Below are 16,162 nucleotides of genomic sequence, written 5' to 3'. Positions count from 1 at the left end.
AGCGGACAGCCGCTGCCACCCGGCCGGGGTGCCTGAGTACGGCGATGCCGACTGGCATCCGGAAGTGTTCACCGGTGGTGAGGGGGCGTCAAGGTCGCGTGCGGGGGAGGATGTTGAGGGGAGTGGGGTGGGGCCTTGGGGCGGGGGCGGTCACGGCGTGGCGGTGCGTGTCGTGGGGCTGTGGTTAGCGCGTGATGGTGCGTGCCGTGGGGCTGTGGTCAGCGCGTGACGGTATGCGCCGTGCGGCCGTGGTCACTTCTTGGCGGTATGCGCCGTGCGGCCGTGTTGACCGCGTGCCCGTATGCACCGTGCTCACCGCGTGGCCGTATGCACTGCCCGATCGCGGTCACCGCACCGCGACCACGGCCGACCCGTGTCCGAACAGCCCCTGATTGGCGGTCACCCCCACCCGGGCGCCTGGCACCTGCCGCGCGCCCGCCTGGCCCCGCAACTGCCAGGTCAGCTCGCAGACCTGGGCGATGGCCTGGGCCGGCACCGCCTCGCCGAAGGAGGCCAGACCGCCGCTGGTATTGACCGGCAGCCGCCCGCCCAGCGTCGTCGCGCCGTCCCGCAGCAGCTTGGCGCCCTCACCGGCGCCGCACAGCCCCAGATCCTCGTACCACTCCAACTCCAGCGCGGTGGAGAGGTCGTAGACCTCGGCCAGCGAGAGATCTTCGGGGCCGATCCCGGCCTCCTCGTAGGCGGTGTGCGCGATCGACGCCCGGAATCCGGTCTCCGGCTCCGGTACGGCGGCCGCGGAGTCGGTGGCGATGTCCGGCAGGTCCAGTACGGTCCGCGGATAGTGCGGGGTGGCAGTGGAGACCGCGCGGATCCGAACCGGGTCCGTGGCGCCGTGCCGGCGCGCGAAGTCCATGCTGGTGAGGACGAGTGCCGCGGCGCCGTCCGAGGTGGCGCAGATGTCCAGCAGCCGCAGCGGATCGGCAACCACGGCGGACGCCGCGACCTCCTGCGCGGTGACCGCCTTGCGGTAGCGGGCGTAGGGATTGGCCGCACCCGCCGCCGCGTTCTTCACCTTCACCCGCGCGAAGTCGTCGGCCGTGTCGCCGTACTGCGCCATGCGACGGCGCGCGTACAGCCCGAAGTACGCCGGGTTGGTGGCCCCCAGCACCCGGAACCGCAACCAGTCCGGGTCGTCGGGCCGTTCACCGCCCGCCGGGGTGAAGAACCCCTTGGGCGCGGCGTCGGCGCCCACCACCAGGGCGACGTCCGCCATCCCCGAAAGGATCTGCGCCCGCGCGGTACCGATGGCCTGGGCGCCCGACGCACAGGCCGCATAGACGCTGGTCACCTGGGCGCCCTGCCAGCCCAGCGCCCTGGCGAAGGTCGCTCCGGCCACATACCCGGGGTAGCCGCCGCGAACCGTGTCAGCCCCGACCACGCTCTGCACGGCGCGCCAGTCGAGCCCGGCGTCCGCGAGGGCTTCCCGGGCCGCCTTCGTCCCGTACTCGACGAAGCTGCGCCCCCACTTGCCCCATGGGTGCATCCCGACGCCGAGCACAGCCACATCGCCACTCGCACTGCTTCCACTCGCCGGCCCTGGGGCGGGGGGCACTTGGGGCCGCCTAGGTACCCGCCGCCCACCCACGGCGTTAGTTTTTTCCCCGCCGCCCACCCCCCTTCGGGGGGTGGGCGGGTGTAGAGACGCAGGTACCGCTTCCGGGGCAGCGGAGACCGCCCCGGGCGTACCCGGCGTTCGCGACGCGGATACCGCCCCGCCCCCACCCCGACCCCCACGCCCGCCCCCCGCCAGCGCCCACTGCCAAGTCGTCCAGGTGTGTTCCTCGTCCTCGTGGAGCACCCCCGGCACCAGCTCGACCTCCGTGCCCACGGTGAGATCCGCGGCGCGGACATCGGGCGCGGCCTGCCCCAGGACCACCATCCGCTCCTCCGCCAGTTCTACCGCGACCAGCAGGTAGGGCTCCCATACGGCGTCCGGGTCGGAGACGTAGGGGGCGGGCGGCCGATAGCGGGCATCGGTGTACGACCAGACGGTGCCGTGCCGGGACAGCGGCACCTCCACCAGCTCGTCGCCGCCGCACGCGGGATTGCGGCAGAAGGCGTCCTCGCGCGGGAAGAACACCGCGCCGCAGGCCCGGCACCGCGTACCCAGCAGCCGGAAGTCCGCCGCGTCCTGATCGAACCACCCCGGCACCGCCGGCTTCCGCGTACGTGTCACGGACCCTCCCCAAGCGCAGACCGGGAGCTGCGGGCCGGCAACGGCGAGCCGGATGGCGGACCGGCCGCCGGCCCTCCCGGAAACCCAGAACTGACGGAACGTCAGGAGTGTGCCACGGTGCCGCCCGGTGCGGAACCCCGGTACAGTCCGGGCGATCACGTCGTACACGAGGGGGAGCGCCCGTGGCTGAAGCCGCCCGCCCTGACGCCCATACCGACGACCGCACCGACGCCCGGCCCGTCCGCACGGCCGCCGCACCCGCCGTACGGCTCAGTGCCGTCCGTAAGGAGTTCGGCTCGGTGTGCGCCGTCGACCACGTCGAACTCACCATCCAACAGGGGGAGTTCTTCTCCCTCCTCGGCCCCTCCGGCTCCGGCAAGACCACCCTGCTGCGGCTGATGGCCGGCTTCGAGCGGCCCACCTCGGGCCGTATCGAACTCGCCGGCCGCGAGGTCACCGCACTCCCGGCCGCCCGGCGCGACGTGCACACCGTCTTCCAGGACTATGCGCTCTTCCCGCACATGACCGTCGAGCAGAACGTCGCCTACGCGCTGACCGTCGCCGGGGTGCGCAAGCCCGAACGCCTCGCCCGCGCCCGCGAGGCCCTGCGCACCGTACGGCTCGACGACCATGGCTCGCGCCGCCCGGCCGAGCTCTCCGGTGGCCAGCGCCAGCGCGTGGCCCTGGCCCGCGCGCTGATCGACGGCCCGGGACTGCTGCTGCTCGACGAGCCGCTCGGCGCGCTCGATCTCCAGCTGCGCCAGGACATGCAGCGCGAACTGGCGCGCATCCAGCGCGCCACCGGCGTCACTTTCCTCCTCGTCACCCATGACCAGGAGGAGGCGCTGACCCTCAGCGACCGCCTTGCCGTCCTCGACCGCGGCCGGATCGCGCAGACCGGCCCGCCGCTGGAGATCTACGAGCGCCCGGCCACCGCGTTCGTCGCGGGATTCGTCGGCACCACCAACCTGCTGAGCGGCCCGGCCGCGGTCCGCGTCGTCGGCGCGCCGGGCACCTACAGCATCCGCCCCGAACGGATCCGGATCGCGGCTCCCGACGGCCCGGACGGCACCCCGGGGCCGGGGGAGCGGAGCGTGCCCGGCCGGATCGCCGAGATCGTGCACGCCGGCGCCCACCTCCGCTGCGTGGTCCGCCTCGACGGCGGCGACGACCGGCTCACCGCACTGCGGCTGAACTCCGGGCCGCTGCCGCCGTCCATCCGTCCGGGCGCCGCCGTGCACCTGCTGTGGCGCGTCGACGACGCCTCTGCGGTGCCCGGCTGAATCACCGTCAGGGGCACCGCACCAACGGGCCCGCCGACGAGGCGCTCTGGTGGCAGACCGTCAGCTTCCGGATACTGGCGGTGCTCGACAGTCGTGTGCGACAGCGGGAGTTCACCATGCGTAACGCAAATCCGTGGCAGGCCGCCGTGGCGGCCGGAGTACTGCTGCTGGCCGTGGCCTGCGGCTCCGGCGGCGGGGGAACGGGCGGCGTGGGAGCCGCCGAGCGGAAGAGCGTCGGCAAGGGCGAGGGCCGGGTCGACCTCATCGCCTGGGCCGGGTACGCCGAGGACGGCTCCAACGATCCCCGGGCCGACTGGGTGCACCCGTTCGAGAAGCAGACCGGCTGCAAGGTCAACACGAAGATCGCCGGGACCTCCGACGAGATGGTCTCGCTGATGAAGACGGGGCAGTACGACACCGTGTCCGCATCCGGCGACGCCACCCTGCGGCTGATCGCCGCGGGGGACGTGGCGCCGGTCAACACCCGTCTGGTCCCGAACTACCGCGACATCTTCAGCGGCCTCAAGATGCGCCCGTTCAACTCCAAGAACGGGAAGATGTACGGCATTCCGCACGGCCGCGGCGCCAATCTGCTGATGTACCGCACCGACAAGGTCTCCCCGGCCCCCGACTCCTGGAAGGCCGTCTTCGACGGCGCCCCGAAGTACTCGGGCAAGGTCACCGCCTACGACTCCCCGATCTACATCGCCGACGCCGCCCTCTACCTCATGAAGACCCGCCCGGCACTCGGCATCAAGGACCCCTACGCCCTGGACCGCACCCAACTCGACGCCGCCGTGGCCCTGCTGAAGAAGCAGCGGCAGTACGTCGGCGAATACTGGAGCGACTACCAGAAGGAGGTCACGGCCTTCAAGGGCGGCGACAGCGTCATCGGCACCACCTGGCAGGTCATCGCCAACACCGCCACCGCGCAGAAGGCCCCCGTCAAGGCCGTCCTCCCCAAGGAGGGGGCCACGGGCTGGTCCGACACCTGGATGCTCTCCGCCAAGGCCGCCCACCCCAACTGCGCCTACAAGTGGCTCAACTGGATCGTCTCACCGAAGGTGAACGCCCAGGTGGCCGAGTTCTTCGGCGAGGCGCCCGCCAACGCCAGGGCCTGCCGGGAGACCGCCGACCCCCACCACTGCGCCGTCTACCACGCCGACGACGAGGCCTACTACCGCCGCGTCCACTTCTGGACCACCCCCGTCCCGCAGTGCCTCGACGGCCGCAAGAACGTCAAGTGCACCGACTACGCGCAATGGACCCGCGCCTGGACGGAGATCAAGGGCTGAGCCGGGCAGCCGGTGTCCGTCACCGAACGCGAGCCGGGCGCGCGGGCCCGGCTCGCCGCACTCCTCGCCCCGCCCCTCCTCTGGCTGATCCTCGCCTACCTCGGTTCCCTCGCCGTCCTCCTCCTCTCGGCCTTCTGGACCACCGACCCCTTCACCTCGGACGTCGTGCACTCCTTCACCGCCGACAACTTCCGGGAGATCCTCACCGACCCCGTGTACCGCACCGTCGCCCTGCGCACGCTCGGCATCGCCGTCGCCGTCACGCTCCTCGACGCCCTGCTCGCGCTGCCCATGGCCTTCTTCATGGCGTGGGTGGCGACCGGCCGGCTGCGTCGTGCCCTGCTGGTGGCGGTGCTCACCCCGCTGTGGGCCGGCTATCTGGTCAAGGCGTACGCCTGGCGGGTGATGCTCGGCGAGCACGGCATCGTCAATGCGGCACTCGCCCCGCTGGGCCTGCACGGACCCGGTTACGGCACGACCGCCGTGGTGATCGTGCTGGCCTACCTCTGGCTGCCGTACATGATCCTGCCGTTGCACGCCGCCCTGGAGCGGCTGCCCGCCCACCACTTGGAGGCGTCCGCCGACCTCGGTGCCGGCACCCTGCGCACGCTGCGCTCCGTGGTCGCCCCCGCCGTCCGCCCGGCGCTCCTGGCCGGTTCGGTCTTCACCTTCTCGCTCAGCCTCGGCGACTACCTCGCCGTGCAGATCGTCGGCGGCCGCACTCAGCTGCTGGGAAATGTCATCGCCTCCCAGGTCACCCTCGATCTGCCGCTCGCCGCGGCGCTCTCCGCGGTCCCCGTCGTCCTCGTCGTCTGTTACCTCGCCGCGGTCCGCCGGGCCGGCGCACTCGACTCGCTCTGACCGGTCCCGCAGGAGGCAACCGGATGCATCTCACCCGCACCGCGCGCATCGTCCTCGGCTGCATCACGGCCGCCGGCCTGGCCCTGATCTACCTCCCGCTGCTCCTGGTCCTGCTCAACTCCCTCAACGCCGACCCCTCGTTCGCCTGGCCGCCCGGCGCGCTGACCGGGGAGTGGTGGCGGCGCGCCGTGCACAGCGCGGGCGCCCGCGACGCGCTGTGGACCTCGCTCCAGGCGGGCCTGTGGGCCACCGCCCTGGCCCTGGTCCTCGGCTCACTCGCCTCCTTCGCCGTGCACCGCCACCGCTTCTTCGGCCGGCAGACCGTCTCGTTCCTGATCGTGCTGCCGCTCGCGCTGCCCGGCATCGTCACCGGCATCGCCCTCAATGCCGCGTTCCGCACCGTCCTGACGCCGCTGGGTATCGGCTTTGGCCTGTTCACGGTCGTCGTCGGCCATGCGACCTTCTGCGTCGTGATCGTCTTCAACAACGTCGTCGCGCGCCTCCGCCGGATCGGCCCGTCACTGGCCGAGGCCTCCGCCGACCTGGGCGCCCGTCCCTGGCAGACCCTGCGCCACGTCACCTTCCCGGCGCTGCGGCCCGCGCTGTTCGCCGGGGCCCTGCTGGCCTTCGCGCTCTCCTTCGACGAGGTCGTGGTGACCACCTTCACGGCGGGCGCGGGCACCCGGACCCTCCCGATCTGGATCTACGAGAACCTGGCCCGCCCGCACCAGGCCCCGGTCGTCAACGTGGTGGCCGCGCTGCTCATTGCCCTGTCCGTGCTCCCCGTGCGGGCGGCCCAGCGGCTCTCGTCGGACCCGGCCGGCGGCCGCCTCTGAGGGCACCGGCGAAACACCGGGGAATCAGCCGAACGGACGACTTCGCCGGCCCGCGCCAACCGGACGCGGCCGGCCCGCGTCCCTCACAGCAGGGTTCGGGGCACGGGGTCCACGGGGGTGATTCCGTGCCCCGGACCACACCAGGGACGACACCCGTGGGCGCTGCCCGTGCACTACAGGCCGAGCACCACAGGCCCGCCCGGCCGGTCCCGCCGGCCGGTCCCGCCGGCCAGTCCTGCCGACCGCTCCGGGCGATCGGACCCCGGTAAGGCCCCCACCCGGTCACCGCACGGGAAAATCGAAGTAGGTGTCCGGAAAGGTCTCCGGGGTGAAGGTGAAGTGCCACCACTCCTCCGGGAGATTCACGAAGCCGGCCCGCTCCAGCCCGTGCTTGAGCAGCAGCCGGTTCGCCCGCGGCCGTCCGTGGATGCGCGGGTCGAGGGTGTGCGCGAGCGTGTCGAAGCAGTCGAAGCCGGTCCCCATGTCGAGCGAGTTGTCCGGGAACCGTGCCGCCCGCGGCCCGTAACAGGACGTCAGCGGCTCGCCCGGCACATACGGGCGGGTCGGCAGGGCCGGCAGCCGCACCAGCGTCACATCGAGCGTACTGCCCCTGCTGTGACCGGACTTGGCCGCGATATAGCCGTCGTCGAACAGCTTCGTCTTGTCCTCGCGCGGATAGAACTCGCCCTTCATCCGCTGGTCGCCGAGGTCCTTGGCCCACCGCACGAAGTGGTCCACGGCGCGTTGCGGCCGGTAGCAGTCGTACACCTTGAGCGACAGTCCGCGCCGGAGGAAGGAGCGCTGGGCCCGGTGCAGGGCCCGTGCGGCGTCCCGCGTCAGCAGGCACACCGGCCTGCGGTAGCCGTCCACCGGCACCCCCATGAAGTTGTGCGGGGTCGGGTAGCGCATCTCCTGGATGATCGTGGGGTCCACCTCGCGCAGCGCGACGAACTCCTTCGGCATCCCGGACGACGACACCGGCCGGCGGGCTCCCCCGGCCCCCGCGGCGGGCGAGGGCAGCACGGCGACGGTCAACAAGGCGGCGGCAGCGATGGCCACGCCGCGCAGTGCGGCAGCAAGTCTCGGCATGGCCCTCCGTCTACCAGCCGCGGCAGCCTGAGGGGAAGCCCCTGCGCACCCCCGGCCGTTACCCGTCCATCAGCCCCCGCACCCGCACCGGATACCCCACCGCAGCCCCGTCCCGCCGCTCGACGACCACCCGGCCGCCCGAGCGTCGCGAGGTGAAGCGTTCCACCGTCGGCCGCTGCCAGCCGTCCCCGACGTCCGGCACCACCAGCCCGCTGCCCCCGCGACCGGCGACCGGCGCCCACACCTCCAGCTCGGTCCCGCCGTCCGCCCCCGCCACCGGCAGCACCGCACCGGCCCGCGCCAGCACCGGGATCCGCGACAGCGGGGCCTCCACCCACACCTGCCCGGGACCGTCGTACGCCTGCCCGGTGGCGGTGTCGTACCACCGGCCGCGCGGTAGCCGCACCGGCCGCCGGGTCACCCCGCCCGCCAGCGCCGGCGCCACCAGCAGCGCATCCCCCAGCAGAAAGGCGTCCTCGCAGTCCCGTAGGGCCCGGTCCCGTGGCGCGTTCCACCACAGCGGCCGGACATACGGCGCCCCGGTCAGCCGCGCCAACTGCCCCAGCGTCTCGAAGTACGGCAGCAGCCGTTGCCGCTCATGCAGCGCCGTACGGGCATGACCGAGCACCTCGTTCCCGTATTCCCAGGGCTCCCTCCGCCCCGCCCCAAGCGCCGAATGGGTACGGAACAGCGGTAGATAGGCGCCCAGTTGGAACCACCGCAGATACAGCTCGGGGCACGGCACCCCGGAGTACCCCCCGATATCGGGACCGCTGTAGGGGACCCCGCACAGCCCCAGCCCCAACACCAGCGACAGCGACGCCCGCAGCCCCGGCCAGCCCGTCGCCACATCGCCCGACCAGCTGCCGCCGTAGCGCTGCATCCCGGCCCAGCCCGAACGCGAGAAGAGGAACGGCCGCTCGTCCGGCCGCAGTTCACACAGCCCCTCGAAGCCGGCCCGGGCCATCGCCAGGCCGTAGATGTTGTGCGCCTCCCGGTGGTCGCCGCCCCGCCCCTCCAGCGCGTGCCGTGCCGAGCGCGGCAGGGTCCGTTCCCCGAACGCGGCAAAGGAGACCGGCTCGTTCATGTCGTGCCAGAACCCCGCGAAGCCCTGTGCCAGCCGCTCCGCATACAGCGCGCCCCACCACTTGCGCACCCGCGCATCGGTGAAGTCGGGGTACGCCGACTTACCCGGCCACACCACCCCGCGCACCTCGCGCCCCCGCGCGTCCCGTACGAAGGCGTCCGCCGCCGCCCCGCCCTCGTACACCGCGTCCCCCGGCTCGGCCTTCACCGCCGGATCCACGATCGACACCAGCCGCACCCCGTCCGCGCGCAACTCCCGGGCCAGCCCCGGAAGATCCGGATAGCGCTGCCGGTCGACCGTGAACACCCGGTGCCGGTCGTAATGGTCGATGTCCAAATGGACGGCGGACAACGGAAGTTCCCGCTCCTGGTAGCCGGCCACCACCCGGCGCACCTCCGTCTCCCCGCCGAAGCCCCAACGGGCGTGCTGATACCCCAGCGCCCACTGCGGCGGCAGCGCGGGCGCACCGGTCAGCGCCGTCCAGACCTGAAGCACCCGGGCCGGGGAGCCGGCCAGCACCCAGTAGCGCAGTGGCCCGCCGTCCATCCGTAGTTCACAGGTGCCCGGCCGGTCATGACCCGAGCCCGCGCCCTCCGCGCCCTCGCGCAGCGTGACCCGGCCGTCCCAGGAATTGTCGTGAAAGACCAGATGTGTACCGGCATCCGCCACCACCAGCTGCACCGGCATCGTCAGCGACAGCGGATCGTCGCCGGGCCCGAAGGTGCCGCCCGGATCGGTGTTCCACAGCCGGTACGCCCCGTCCCGCAGCCGTGGCCCGTGCGCCCGGCCGCCCAGCCCGAAGAACCGGGCGTCGGCCGCCACCTCCGAGCGCTGCACCCAGCGCGAACCGCCGCACCCCTCCGGCCGCCCGGCGCGCTCCTCCGCCCCCTCGTCACCCGTCCGGTCCCACCAGCGCGGCGGCAACTCCCGCCGCAGCACCGCCCCGCCGGGCGTCCGCACCTCCACCGCGCCGTGCCGGGACACCACCACCAGCACCCGCTCGGAGACCACCCGCCAGCCGCCCTCCGTATCGGGCTCCAGCAGCGCCCGCGCATCCACTTCGGGGCACGCCCCGGCCAGCGCGTACGACGGCTCCGGCCCGGCGCCGTCCCAGCCGCAGAACACCGCACCGCCCGCGGCCACCCGCACCCGCAGCGACGACCGGGCGAAATGGATCATCCCGCCGCCCGGTTGCGGCTCCGCGCTCAGCGCCGCCCCCGGGACCCGCGCCCGCTCCGCGCCGCGCCCCGGCAGCGCCCGTGCGTCCGCTCTCCGCGCCCGCCACGCCGAGCGCACGGACCGCAGCCCCTGCGCCGGCCCGACCGCCCTGATCATCCGTACCGACCGCACCAGATCCCGCCCGTCCATGCCGGTCAGCCTGCCATTGACGGGCAGGTGCAGGGGCACCGTTCAACTGCCGTTCACCTGCGCGGGGTCACCCTCGGCCACCCTCAGGCCCAAGACGTGTCGGCAAAGTCCCGCCGCCCCTGGAGGACCGGGCTCACGGCGTCCGCCCCAGGGCGCGCCCTCAATGGCCGAATCCTGCCGGGAGCCCGCCGCCCGCCCCGCGCTCACATGGCGGGACCACATCCGCGACCCTCCGAATGTGGGGAATCCACCCTGGTGCACAAGTCGATCACATGGCATCGTCCAGGCAAGCCGTGTCACGCGCACACGCCCACCCACTGGGCCGGGGGACCCCCACCGCTGTGCGCGGCCGACGCCCACCACGCGTATCGCCCGGGAGCCGCATGATGACCACCGCACCGCAGTCCGCCCACCAGCCGGAACCGCTCTGGCAGCCCGGTCCGGACCGCATTGCCGGCGCACAGGTCACCCGCTTCCACACCTGGGCGGCCGCGCACCACGGCGCACCCGCCCCCACCCCCGGCGACCCCGCACGGAGCTACGCCGACCTGCACCACTGGTCCGTCCGTGACCTCCCCGCCTTCTGGCAGGCCACCGCGGAGTGGTTCGACGTCCGCTTCGCCACCCCGTACGAGACCGTCCTCGCCGACCGCACGATGCCCGGCGCCCGCTGGTTCCCCGGCGCCACCCTCAACTACGCCGAGCACGCCCTGCGCGCCGCCGAGGACCCGGCCCGCGCCGATGCGCCCGCGCTGCTGTACGTCGACGAGACCCATGAGCCCACCGCCGTCACCTGGACGGATCTGCGCGCCCAGGTCGGCTCACTGGCCGCCGAACTCCGCCGCCTCGGCGTCCGCCCCGGCGACCGCGTCAGCGCCTACGTCCCCAACATCCCGCAGGCCGTCGTCGCGCTCCTCGCCACTGCCGCGGTCGGCGCCGTATGGACCTCCTGCGCCCCCGACTTCGGCGCCCGCAGCGTGCTGGACCGCTTCCAGCAGATCGAACCGGTCGTGCTGTTCACCGTCGACGGCTACCACTACGGCGGCAAGGAACACGACCGCCGCGACACCGTCGCCGAACTCCGCAACGAACTGCCCACCCTGCGCGCCGTCGTCCACATCCCGCTGCTCGGCACCCCCGCCCCCGAAGGCGCCGTGAACTGGTCGGACCTGACCTCGAACGACACCGAACCGGTCTTCGAACAGCTCCCCTTCGACCACCCGCTGTGGGTCCTGTACTCCTCCGGCACCACCGGCCTGCCCAAGGCCATCGTCCAGTCCCAGGGCGGCATCCTGCTCGAACACCTCAAGCAGACCGGCCTGCACTGCGACCTCGGCCCCGACGACCGGTTCTTCTGGTACACCTCCACCGGCTGGATGATGTGGAACTTCCTCGTCGCCGGCCTGTTGGTGGGCTCCACGATCGTGCTCTACGACGGCAGCCCCGGCCACCCCGACATCTCGGCCCAGTGGCGGGTCGCCGAAGCCACCCGCGCCACCGTCTTCGGCACCTCGGCCGCCTACGTCATGGCCTGTCGCAAGGCAGGCATCCACCCGGCCCGCGACCTCGACCTCTCCGCCATCACCTGCGTCGCGACGACCGGATCCCCGCTCCCGCCGGACGGTTTCCGCTGGCTGCACGACTGCTTCGCGGAGGGCGGCACCGACCTGTGGACCGCCTCCGTCAGCGGCGGCACCGACGTCTGTAGCTGCTTCGCCGGCGCCGTCCCCACCCTCCCCGTCCACATCGGCGAACTCCAGGCCCCCTGCCTCGGCACCGACCTACAGGCATGGGACCCGCAGGGCAAACCGGTCATCGACGAGGTCGGCGAACTCGTCGTCACCAACCCCATGCCGTCCATGCCCACCCGCTTCTGGAACGACCCCGACGGCACCCGCTACCACGACAGCTACTTCGACATGTACCCCGGAGTCTGGCGGCACGGCGACTGGATCACCGTCACCTCCCGCGGCAGTGTCGTCATCCACGGCCGCTCCGACTCCACCCTCAACCGCCAGGGCGTCCGGATGGGCTCAGCCGACATCTACGAGGCGGTCGAACGGCTCCCCGAGATCCGCGAGTCCCTCGTCATCGGCCTGGAACTCCCCGACGGCGGCTACTGGATGCCGCTCTTCGTCCACCTCGCCCCCGGCGCCACCCTCGACGACGCCCTCCGCGACCGCATCAAGCGCACCATCCGCGAACAGCTCTCCCCGCGGCACGTCCCCGACGACATCATCGAAGCCCCCGGCGTCCCGCACACCCTCACCGGCAAGCGCATCGAGGTCCCGGTCAAACGCCTCCTCCAGGGCACCCCCCTCGACAAGGCCGTCAACCCCGGCTCCGTCGACAACCTCGAACTGCTCCGCTTCTACGAGCGGGTGGCCCGCGACCGCGCCACCGACCGCACGCAGTAGGCCCGCCCGGCGCCGGACCGCCGAAGGCCCGCACGGCCTCCGGTCCGGCGCCCGGCCGCATTGTCAGACCCCCCGACTACTCTCAGTGACAAGTGGCGTCCGGCCGGCCCACGCTCCGCGCCGGACACATCTCACCAGGGGGAGTCATGACATCCACAGCCAAGTACACCGACCAGTCCGCCCGCCGCAAGCTCCGCCGCGAAGTCCCCAGCGCCGCCGCCGTCCTGGCTGACGAGCAGGACTTCCGCGCCATGAGCCGCTACCGCACCTTCCCGTTCGACGACCACCGCAGCTACCTCCAGCAGATGGAGAACCTGCTGCGCACCCTCGCCTCCCAGGGCGTGCTCACGACCCTCAGCCTCTTCGACCCGGTCGCCTACGAGAAATACTGCGCCGACCTTGCCCTCGACCCCGACCGCCCCGACAGCCGCAGCCGCTACACCGCCGAAGTCGCCCGCACCGGCGCGACGTTGACCTACCAGGGCGAACCCCTGAACCGGTTGCTCCCGCTGCTCGTCGAAGAAGCCGACCGCCAGGCGACCTGGGACCACGCCTCCGCCGTCCTGGCCCGCGCGGGCAACTGCCCGGAGTGCGGCGAAGACCTCGCCCACGCCGCGTTCGCCCGCGCGACCCAAGCCCTCCAGCAGCTCCTCGAAGCCCTCGGCAGCGGCACCCACCACCTCGTCTGCTCCGTCGCCGCCGGAGACCCGTCCCTGCTGGCGGTGCTGCATGCCACCGCCCAGGAGGGAGCCCGTCGCCGGCTCGCCGAATCGGACACCCTCGTTTTCTGCACGGTCCTCGCCGCCGGCTTCGCCCTGCGTACCCCCGGCGGCATCGTCTCCCGCACCACCACCGGACCCGGCAGTCACGACACCACCGGCGCCCCTGCCAAGGACACGGTCCGCGGCTGGTCCTTCCGCGACTCCTGGCCCCGCGCCCTCAGCGCCGCCGAGGTCTTCACCGCCTACTGCACCGACGCCGACACCGGCGAGCCGATCCCACCCGAGCACGGCGTCGACTACGCCCCCGGCCTTCCCCTCACACCCCCACCCGACCCCCATCACCACGGCTGACCGCCCCGTACACAGCAGCATGGCCGCCCCGCCACAAAGGGCGGGACGGCCATCAACACTCCTGAGCGACGCACCGCGCCGCGCGAGGTCACTCCCCGGAGAGCACCGCCTGCGCGGCGGTCCGGGCATCGTCGGCGGTGTCCGCGGCCCGCGCCGCGGCCGCCGCCCGCTCACACTGCGCCAGCGTGTGCTTCGACAGCGTCGAGCGCACATACGGAATCGACGCCGCACCCATCGAAAGGCTGGTGACCCCGAGCCCCGTCAGCACACACGCCAACAGCGGATCGGAGGCCGCCTCACCACACACCCCGCAGCTCTTGCCCTCGGCCTTCGCGGCCTCGGCGGAAGCCGCCACGAGGTCCAGCAGCGCCGGCTGCCAGGGGTCCTGAAGCCGCGAAACGGCCCCGACCTGACGGTCGGCGGCAAAGGTGTACTGCGCCAGGTCATTGGTCCCCAGCGAAAGGAACTCGACCTCTTGCAGAATCGACCGCGCCCGCAGCGCCGCGGACGGAATCTCCACCATCGCCCCGAACTTCGCCTGGAGCCCGGCCTCCCGGCAGGCATCCGCGAACGCCTTGGCGTCGATACGGTCCGCCACCATCGGCGCCATGACCTCGAGGTAGACCGGCAGCCCCTCGGCCGCCTTCGCCAGCGCCGTCAGCTGTGTGCGCAGCACGTCGGGGTGGTCGAGCAGCGTCCGCAGACCCCGCACACCCAGCGCGGGGTTCGGCTCATCGGCCGGCGTCAGGAAGTCCAGCGGCTTGTCGGCACCGGCGTCCAGCACCCGCACCACGACCCGCCCCTCGGGGAAGGCCGCCAGCACCTTGCGGTACGCATCGACCTGCTTCTCCTCGGACGGCGCACTCTTGCTGTCGTCCAGGAACAGGAACTCGGTACGGAACAGGCCCACACCCTCGGCCCCGGCCTCGACCGCCGCGGCCACATCACCGGGCCCGCCGACATTCGCCAGCAGCGGCACCTTGTGCCCGTCAGAAGTGGCACCCGGACCGGACGACGCCGCCAGCGCCGCCTTTCGCTCCGCCGCGGCCTGCTCCAGCGCCGCCCGCTTCTCGGCGTCCGGCTCGACGAAGACCTCACCGGTGCTGCCGTCGACGGCGATGACCGTGCCCTCGACGAGCTCACCCGCACCGGGCAGCGCCACGATGGCCGGCACCCCCAGCGCCCGCGCGAGAATCGCGCTGTGGCTGGTCGGCCCGCCCTCCTCGGTCACGAACCCGAGCACCAGCGTCGGGTCGAGCAGCGCGGTGTCGGCCGGCGCCAGATCCCGCGCGATCAGCACATACGGCTCGTCACTGTCCGGCACACCCGGCATCGGCACACCCAGCAGCCGCGCGACGATCCGGTTCCGCACGTCATCGAGGTCGGCCACCCGGCCCGCGAGGTACTCACCGGCACCCGCCAGCAGCGCCCGGTAGGCGGCGAACGCGTCATACACACCGCGCTCGGCGGTGCTGCCCACGGCGATCCGCCGCTCGACATCCGCCATCAGCTCGGGGTCCTGCGCCATCATGGCCTGTGCCTCCAGCACGGCCTGCGCCTCACCACCCGCCAGGTTTCCCCGCGCCATCAGATCAGCAGCGACAGCCTCCACGGCCTGACGGGCACGCCCCTGTTCGCGCTCCGCCTCGTCCGCCGGAATCTGCTTGGCCGGCGGCTCGAGAACCGCCGTACCCATGTGCCGCACCTCGCCGATCGCCACACCGTGGCTGACGCCGACGCCTCGCAGCGTTGTCTCCATTGCACCCGTCTCCGGTTGATGCGGAAGCCGCGGCCGCCGCGATGGATGTCGTACCTGCCGTGGGGCCGAGCCCTCAGCTACTGCCAGGAGAAGAGCTGGTCGCCCGCCTTGACGTCGCCGTCCTCACGCACCTCGCCGAGCGAGTCCGCAGTGGCCTCCAGCGCGACGACCGGGCACACCGGCGACTTCCCGGCCTGCTCCACAGCGGCCGGATTCCAGCGCACGACCTCCTGGCCGCGGGTCACGGTGTCGCCCTTGTTCACGAGCAGCTCGAAGCCCTCACCATTGAGCTGCACGGTGTCGATACCGAGATGGGTGAGCACACCGTGTCCCTCGGAGTCGACGACGACGAACGCGTGCGGGTGCAGCGATACGAGGACACCGTCCACGGGCGAAACAGCGGCGGACGGCTCACGCACCGGATCGATGGCGGTACCGGGACCCACCATCGCTCCGGAGAACACCGGGTCGGGCACAGCCGCGAGTCCGATGGCGCGTCCGGCAAGAGGGGACGTCACGGTGGTCATGGGAAGCCTCCCAGGGGTGGAGATTCATCAGGCCGCCGTCACTACCTGTCCTGGACGGCGCACCGTTCAGAAGCGTAAGTCATAAGAACTGACGGTTCCGCATGAGAGACGCCGGTTGCCGTCCGCGAGTCCCGCTGAATCGATTTGCCTCGCCCACACCAGAGCTGTACTGTCTGACACCTGCCCCGGACAGCCAGGACGCAATCAACGCGTCCGGTTGAGGTGGGCGGCACTCCTAGCGTCTTGATCGCGACTCAAGAATTGCGCTTTCTGCATGCCTGCAGAAAAGCAGCGGTTCGAAAGCCGAAAAGGACCTGATAGAGTGTGAAACACCGAAGGGAAGCGCCCGGAGGAAACCCGAGAGGGAATC

General features: G+C 72.3%; 11 protein-coding genes and 1 pseudogene. 6 read left to right on the top strand and 6 right to left on the bottom strand.

Going from position 1 to position 16,162, the window contains the following annotated elements; genetic code table 11:
* Positions 1-346 precede the first annotated feature (346 nt).
* Both AC3EUV_RS33900 and AC3EUV_RS33895 read right to left on the bottom strand, forming a co-directional pair.
* A complete protein-coding gene (locus AC3EUV_RS33900) occupies positions 347-1,525 on the bottom strand; it encodes a lipid-transfer protein (RefSeq protein WP_435604583.1) in 1,179 nt (392 codons plus the stop codon).
* A 237-nt stretch (positions 1,526-1,762) separates the two neighbouring features.
* Positions 1,763-2,197: pseudogene (locus AC3EUV_RS33895) on the bottom strand (Zn-ribbon domain-containing OB-fold protein); the annotation flags it as partial.
* Positions 2,198-2,379: 182 nt separating this feature from the next.
* Here AC3EUV_RS33895 and AC3EUV_RS33890 point away from each other — a divergent pair.
* The 4 genes from AC3EUV_RS33890 (at position 2,380) to AC3EUV_RS33875 (ending at position 6,472) form a co-directional block, all read left to right on the top strand.
* Entirely contained in the window at positions 2,380-3,480 is a 1,101-nt protein-coding gene (locus AC3EUV_RS33890; protein WP_435604572.1) for an ABC transporter ATP-binding protein, read from the top strand.
* A gap of 116 nt (positions 3,481-3,596) precedes the next feature.
* On the top strand, positions 3,597-4,775 hold the full coding sequence (locus AC3EUV_RS33885; protein WP_432146164.1) for an ABC transporter substrate-binding protein: 1,179 nt from the start codon (positions 3,597-3,599) through the stop codon (positions 4,773-4,775).
* 12 nt (positions 4,776-4,787) lie between these two features.
* A complete protein-coding gene (locus AC3EUV_RS33880; protein ID WP_432146165.1) occupies positions 4,788-5,636 on the top strand; it encodes an ABC transporter permease in 849 nt (282 codons plus the stop codon).
* 23 nt (positions 5,637-5,659) lie between these two features.
* Positions 5,660-6,472, top strand: coding sequence for an ABC transporter permease (locus tag AC3EUV_RS33875; RefSeq protein ID WP_435604571.1), 813 nt, complete (start codon positions 5,660-5,662; stop codon positions 6,470-6,472).
* Positions 6,473-6,754: 282 nt separating this feature from the next.
* Here AC3EUV_RS33875 and AC3EUV_RS33870 read toward each other — a convergent pair whose 3' ends face one another.
* Both AC3EUV_RS33870 and AC3EUV_RS33865 read right to left on the bottom strand, forming a co-directional pair.
* Positions 6,755-7,561 (bottom strand): M15 family metallopeptidase, encoded by an 807-nt coding sequence (locus tag AC3EUV_RS33870; RefSeq protein WP_432146167.1) that lies wholly within the window; start codon positions 7,559-7,561, stop codon positions 6,755-6,757.
* 58 nt (positions 7,562-7,619) lie between these two features.
* Positions 7,620-10,016 carry a glycoside hydrolase family 31 protein gene (locus AC3EUV_RS33865; protein WP_435604582.1) on the bottom strand — a complete coding sequence of 799 codons (2,397 nt, stop codon included), beginning with the start codon at positions 10,014-10,016 and terminating at the stop codon, positions 7,620-7,622.
* Between the two features lie 386 nt (positions 10,017-10,402).
* Between AC3EUV_RS33865 and AC3EUV_RS33860 the strand changes: the two genes are divergently transcribed.
* Both AC3EUV_RS33860 and AC3EUV_RS33855 read left to right on the top strand, forming a co-directional pair.
* A complete protein-coding gene (locus AC3EUV_RS33860) occupies positions 10,403-12,433 on the top strand; it encodes an acetoacetate--CoA ligase (RefSeq protein WP_432146168.1) in 2,031 nt (676 codons plus the stop codon).
* Between the two features lie 146 nt (positions 12,434-12,579).
* The gene (locus AC3EUV_RS33855) at positions 12,580-13,506 is read left to right on the top strand and encodes a hypothetical protein (protein ID WP_432146169.1); all 927 of its coding nucleotides are present in this window, start codon (positions 12,580-12,582) and stop codon (positions 13,504-13,506) included.
* Positions 13,507-13,594: 88 nt separating this feature from the next.
* Here AC3EUV_RS33855 and ptsP read toward each other — a convergent pair whose 3' ends face one another.
* Positions 13,595-15,265, bottom strand: a complete 1,671-nt coding sequence (gene ptsP, locus AC3EUV_RS33850; protein WP_432146170.1) for a phosphoenolpyruvate--protein phosphotransferase — start codon at positions 15,263-15,265, stop codon at positions 13,595-13,597.
* A 77-nt stretch (positions 15,266-15,342) separates the two neighbouring features.
* A complete protein-coding gene (locus tag AC3EUV_RS33845) occupies positions 15,343-15,792 on the bottom strand; it encodes a PTS sugar transporter subunit IIA (RefSeq protein ID WP_018090628.1) in 450 nt (149 codons plus the stop codon).
* Positions 15,793-16,162 lie beyond the last annotated feature (370 nt).

It is taken from the genome of Streptomyces sp. bgisy130 (assembly GCF_057708345.1).
The sequence above is the reverse complement of the archived record's forward strand: the minus strand, read 5'-3'. Positions and strand labels throughout refer to the sequence as shown.

Bases quoted from the DNA above. Each gene is read 5' to 3' on its own strand.
- AC3EUV_RS33860 (WP_432146168.1), top strand. From the start codon at position 10,403: ATGACCACCGCACCGCAGTCCGCCCACCAGCCGGAACCGCTCTGGCAG.
- AC3EUV_RS33885 (WP_432146164.1), top strand. From the start codon at position 3,597: ATGCGTAACGCAAATCCGTGGCAGGCCGCCGTGGCGGCCGGAGTACTG.
- AC3EUV_RS33875 (WP_435604571.1), top strand. From the start codon at position 5,660: ATGCATCTCACCCGCACCGCGCGCATCGTCCTCGGCTGCATCACGGCC.
- AC3EUV_RS33855 (WP_432146169.1), top strand. From the start codon at position 12,580: ATGACATCCACAGCCAAGTACACCGACCAGTCCGCCCGCCGCAAGCTC.
- AC3EUV_RS33865 (WP_435604582.1), bottom strand. From the start codon at position 10,016: ATGGACGGGCGGGATCTGGTGCGGTCGGTACGGATGATCAGGGCGGTC.
- AC3EUV_RS33870 (WP_432146167.1), bottom strand. From the start codon at position 7,561: ATGCCGAGACTTGCTGCCGCACTGCGCGGCGTGGCCATCGCTGCCGCC.
- AC3EUV_RS33845 (WP_018090628.1), bottom strand. From the start codon at position 15,792: ATGACCACCGTGACGTCCCCTCTTGCCGGACGCGCCATCGGACTCGCG.
- ptsP (WP_432146170.1), bottom strand. From the start codon at position 15,265: ATGGAGACAACGCTGCGAGGCGTCGGCGTCAGCCACGGTGTGGCGATC.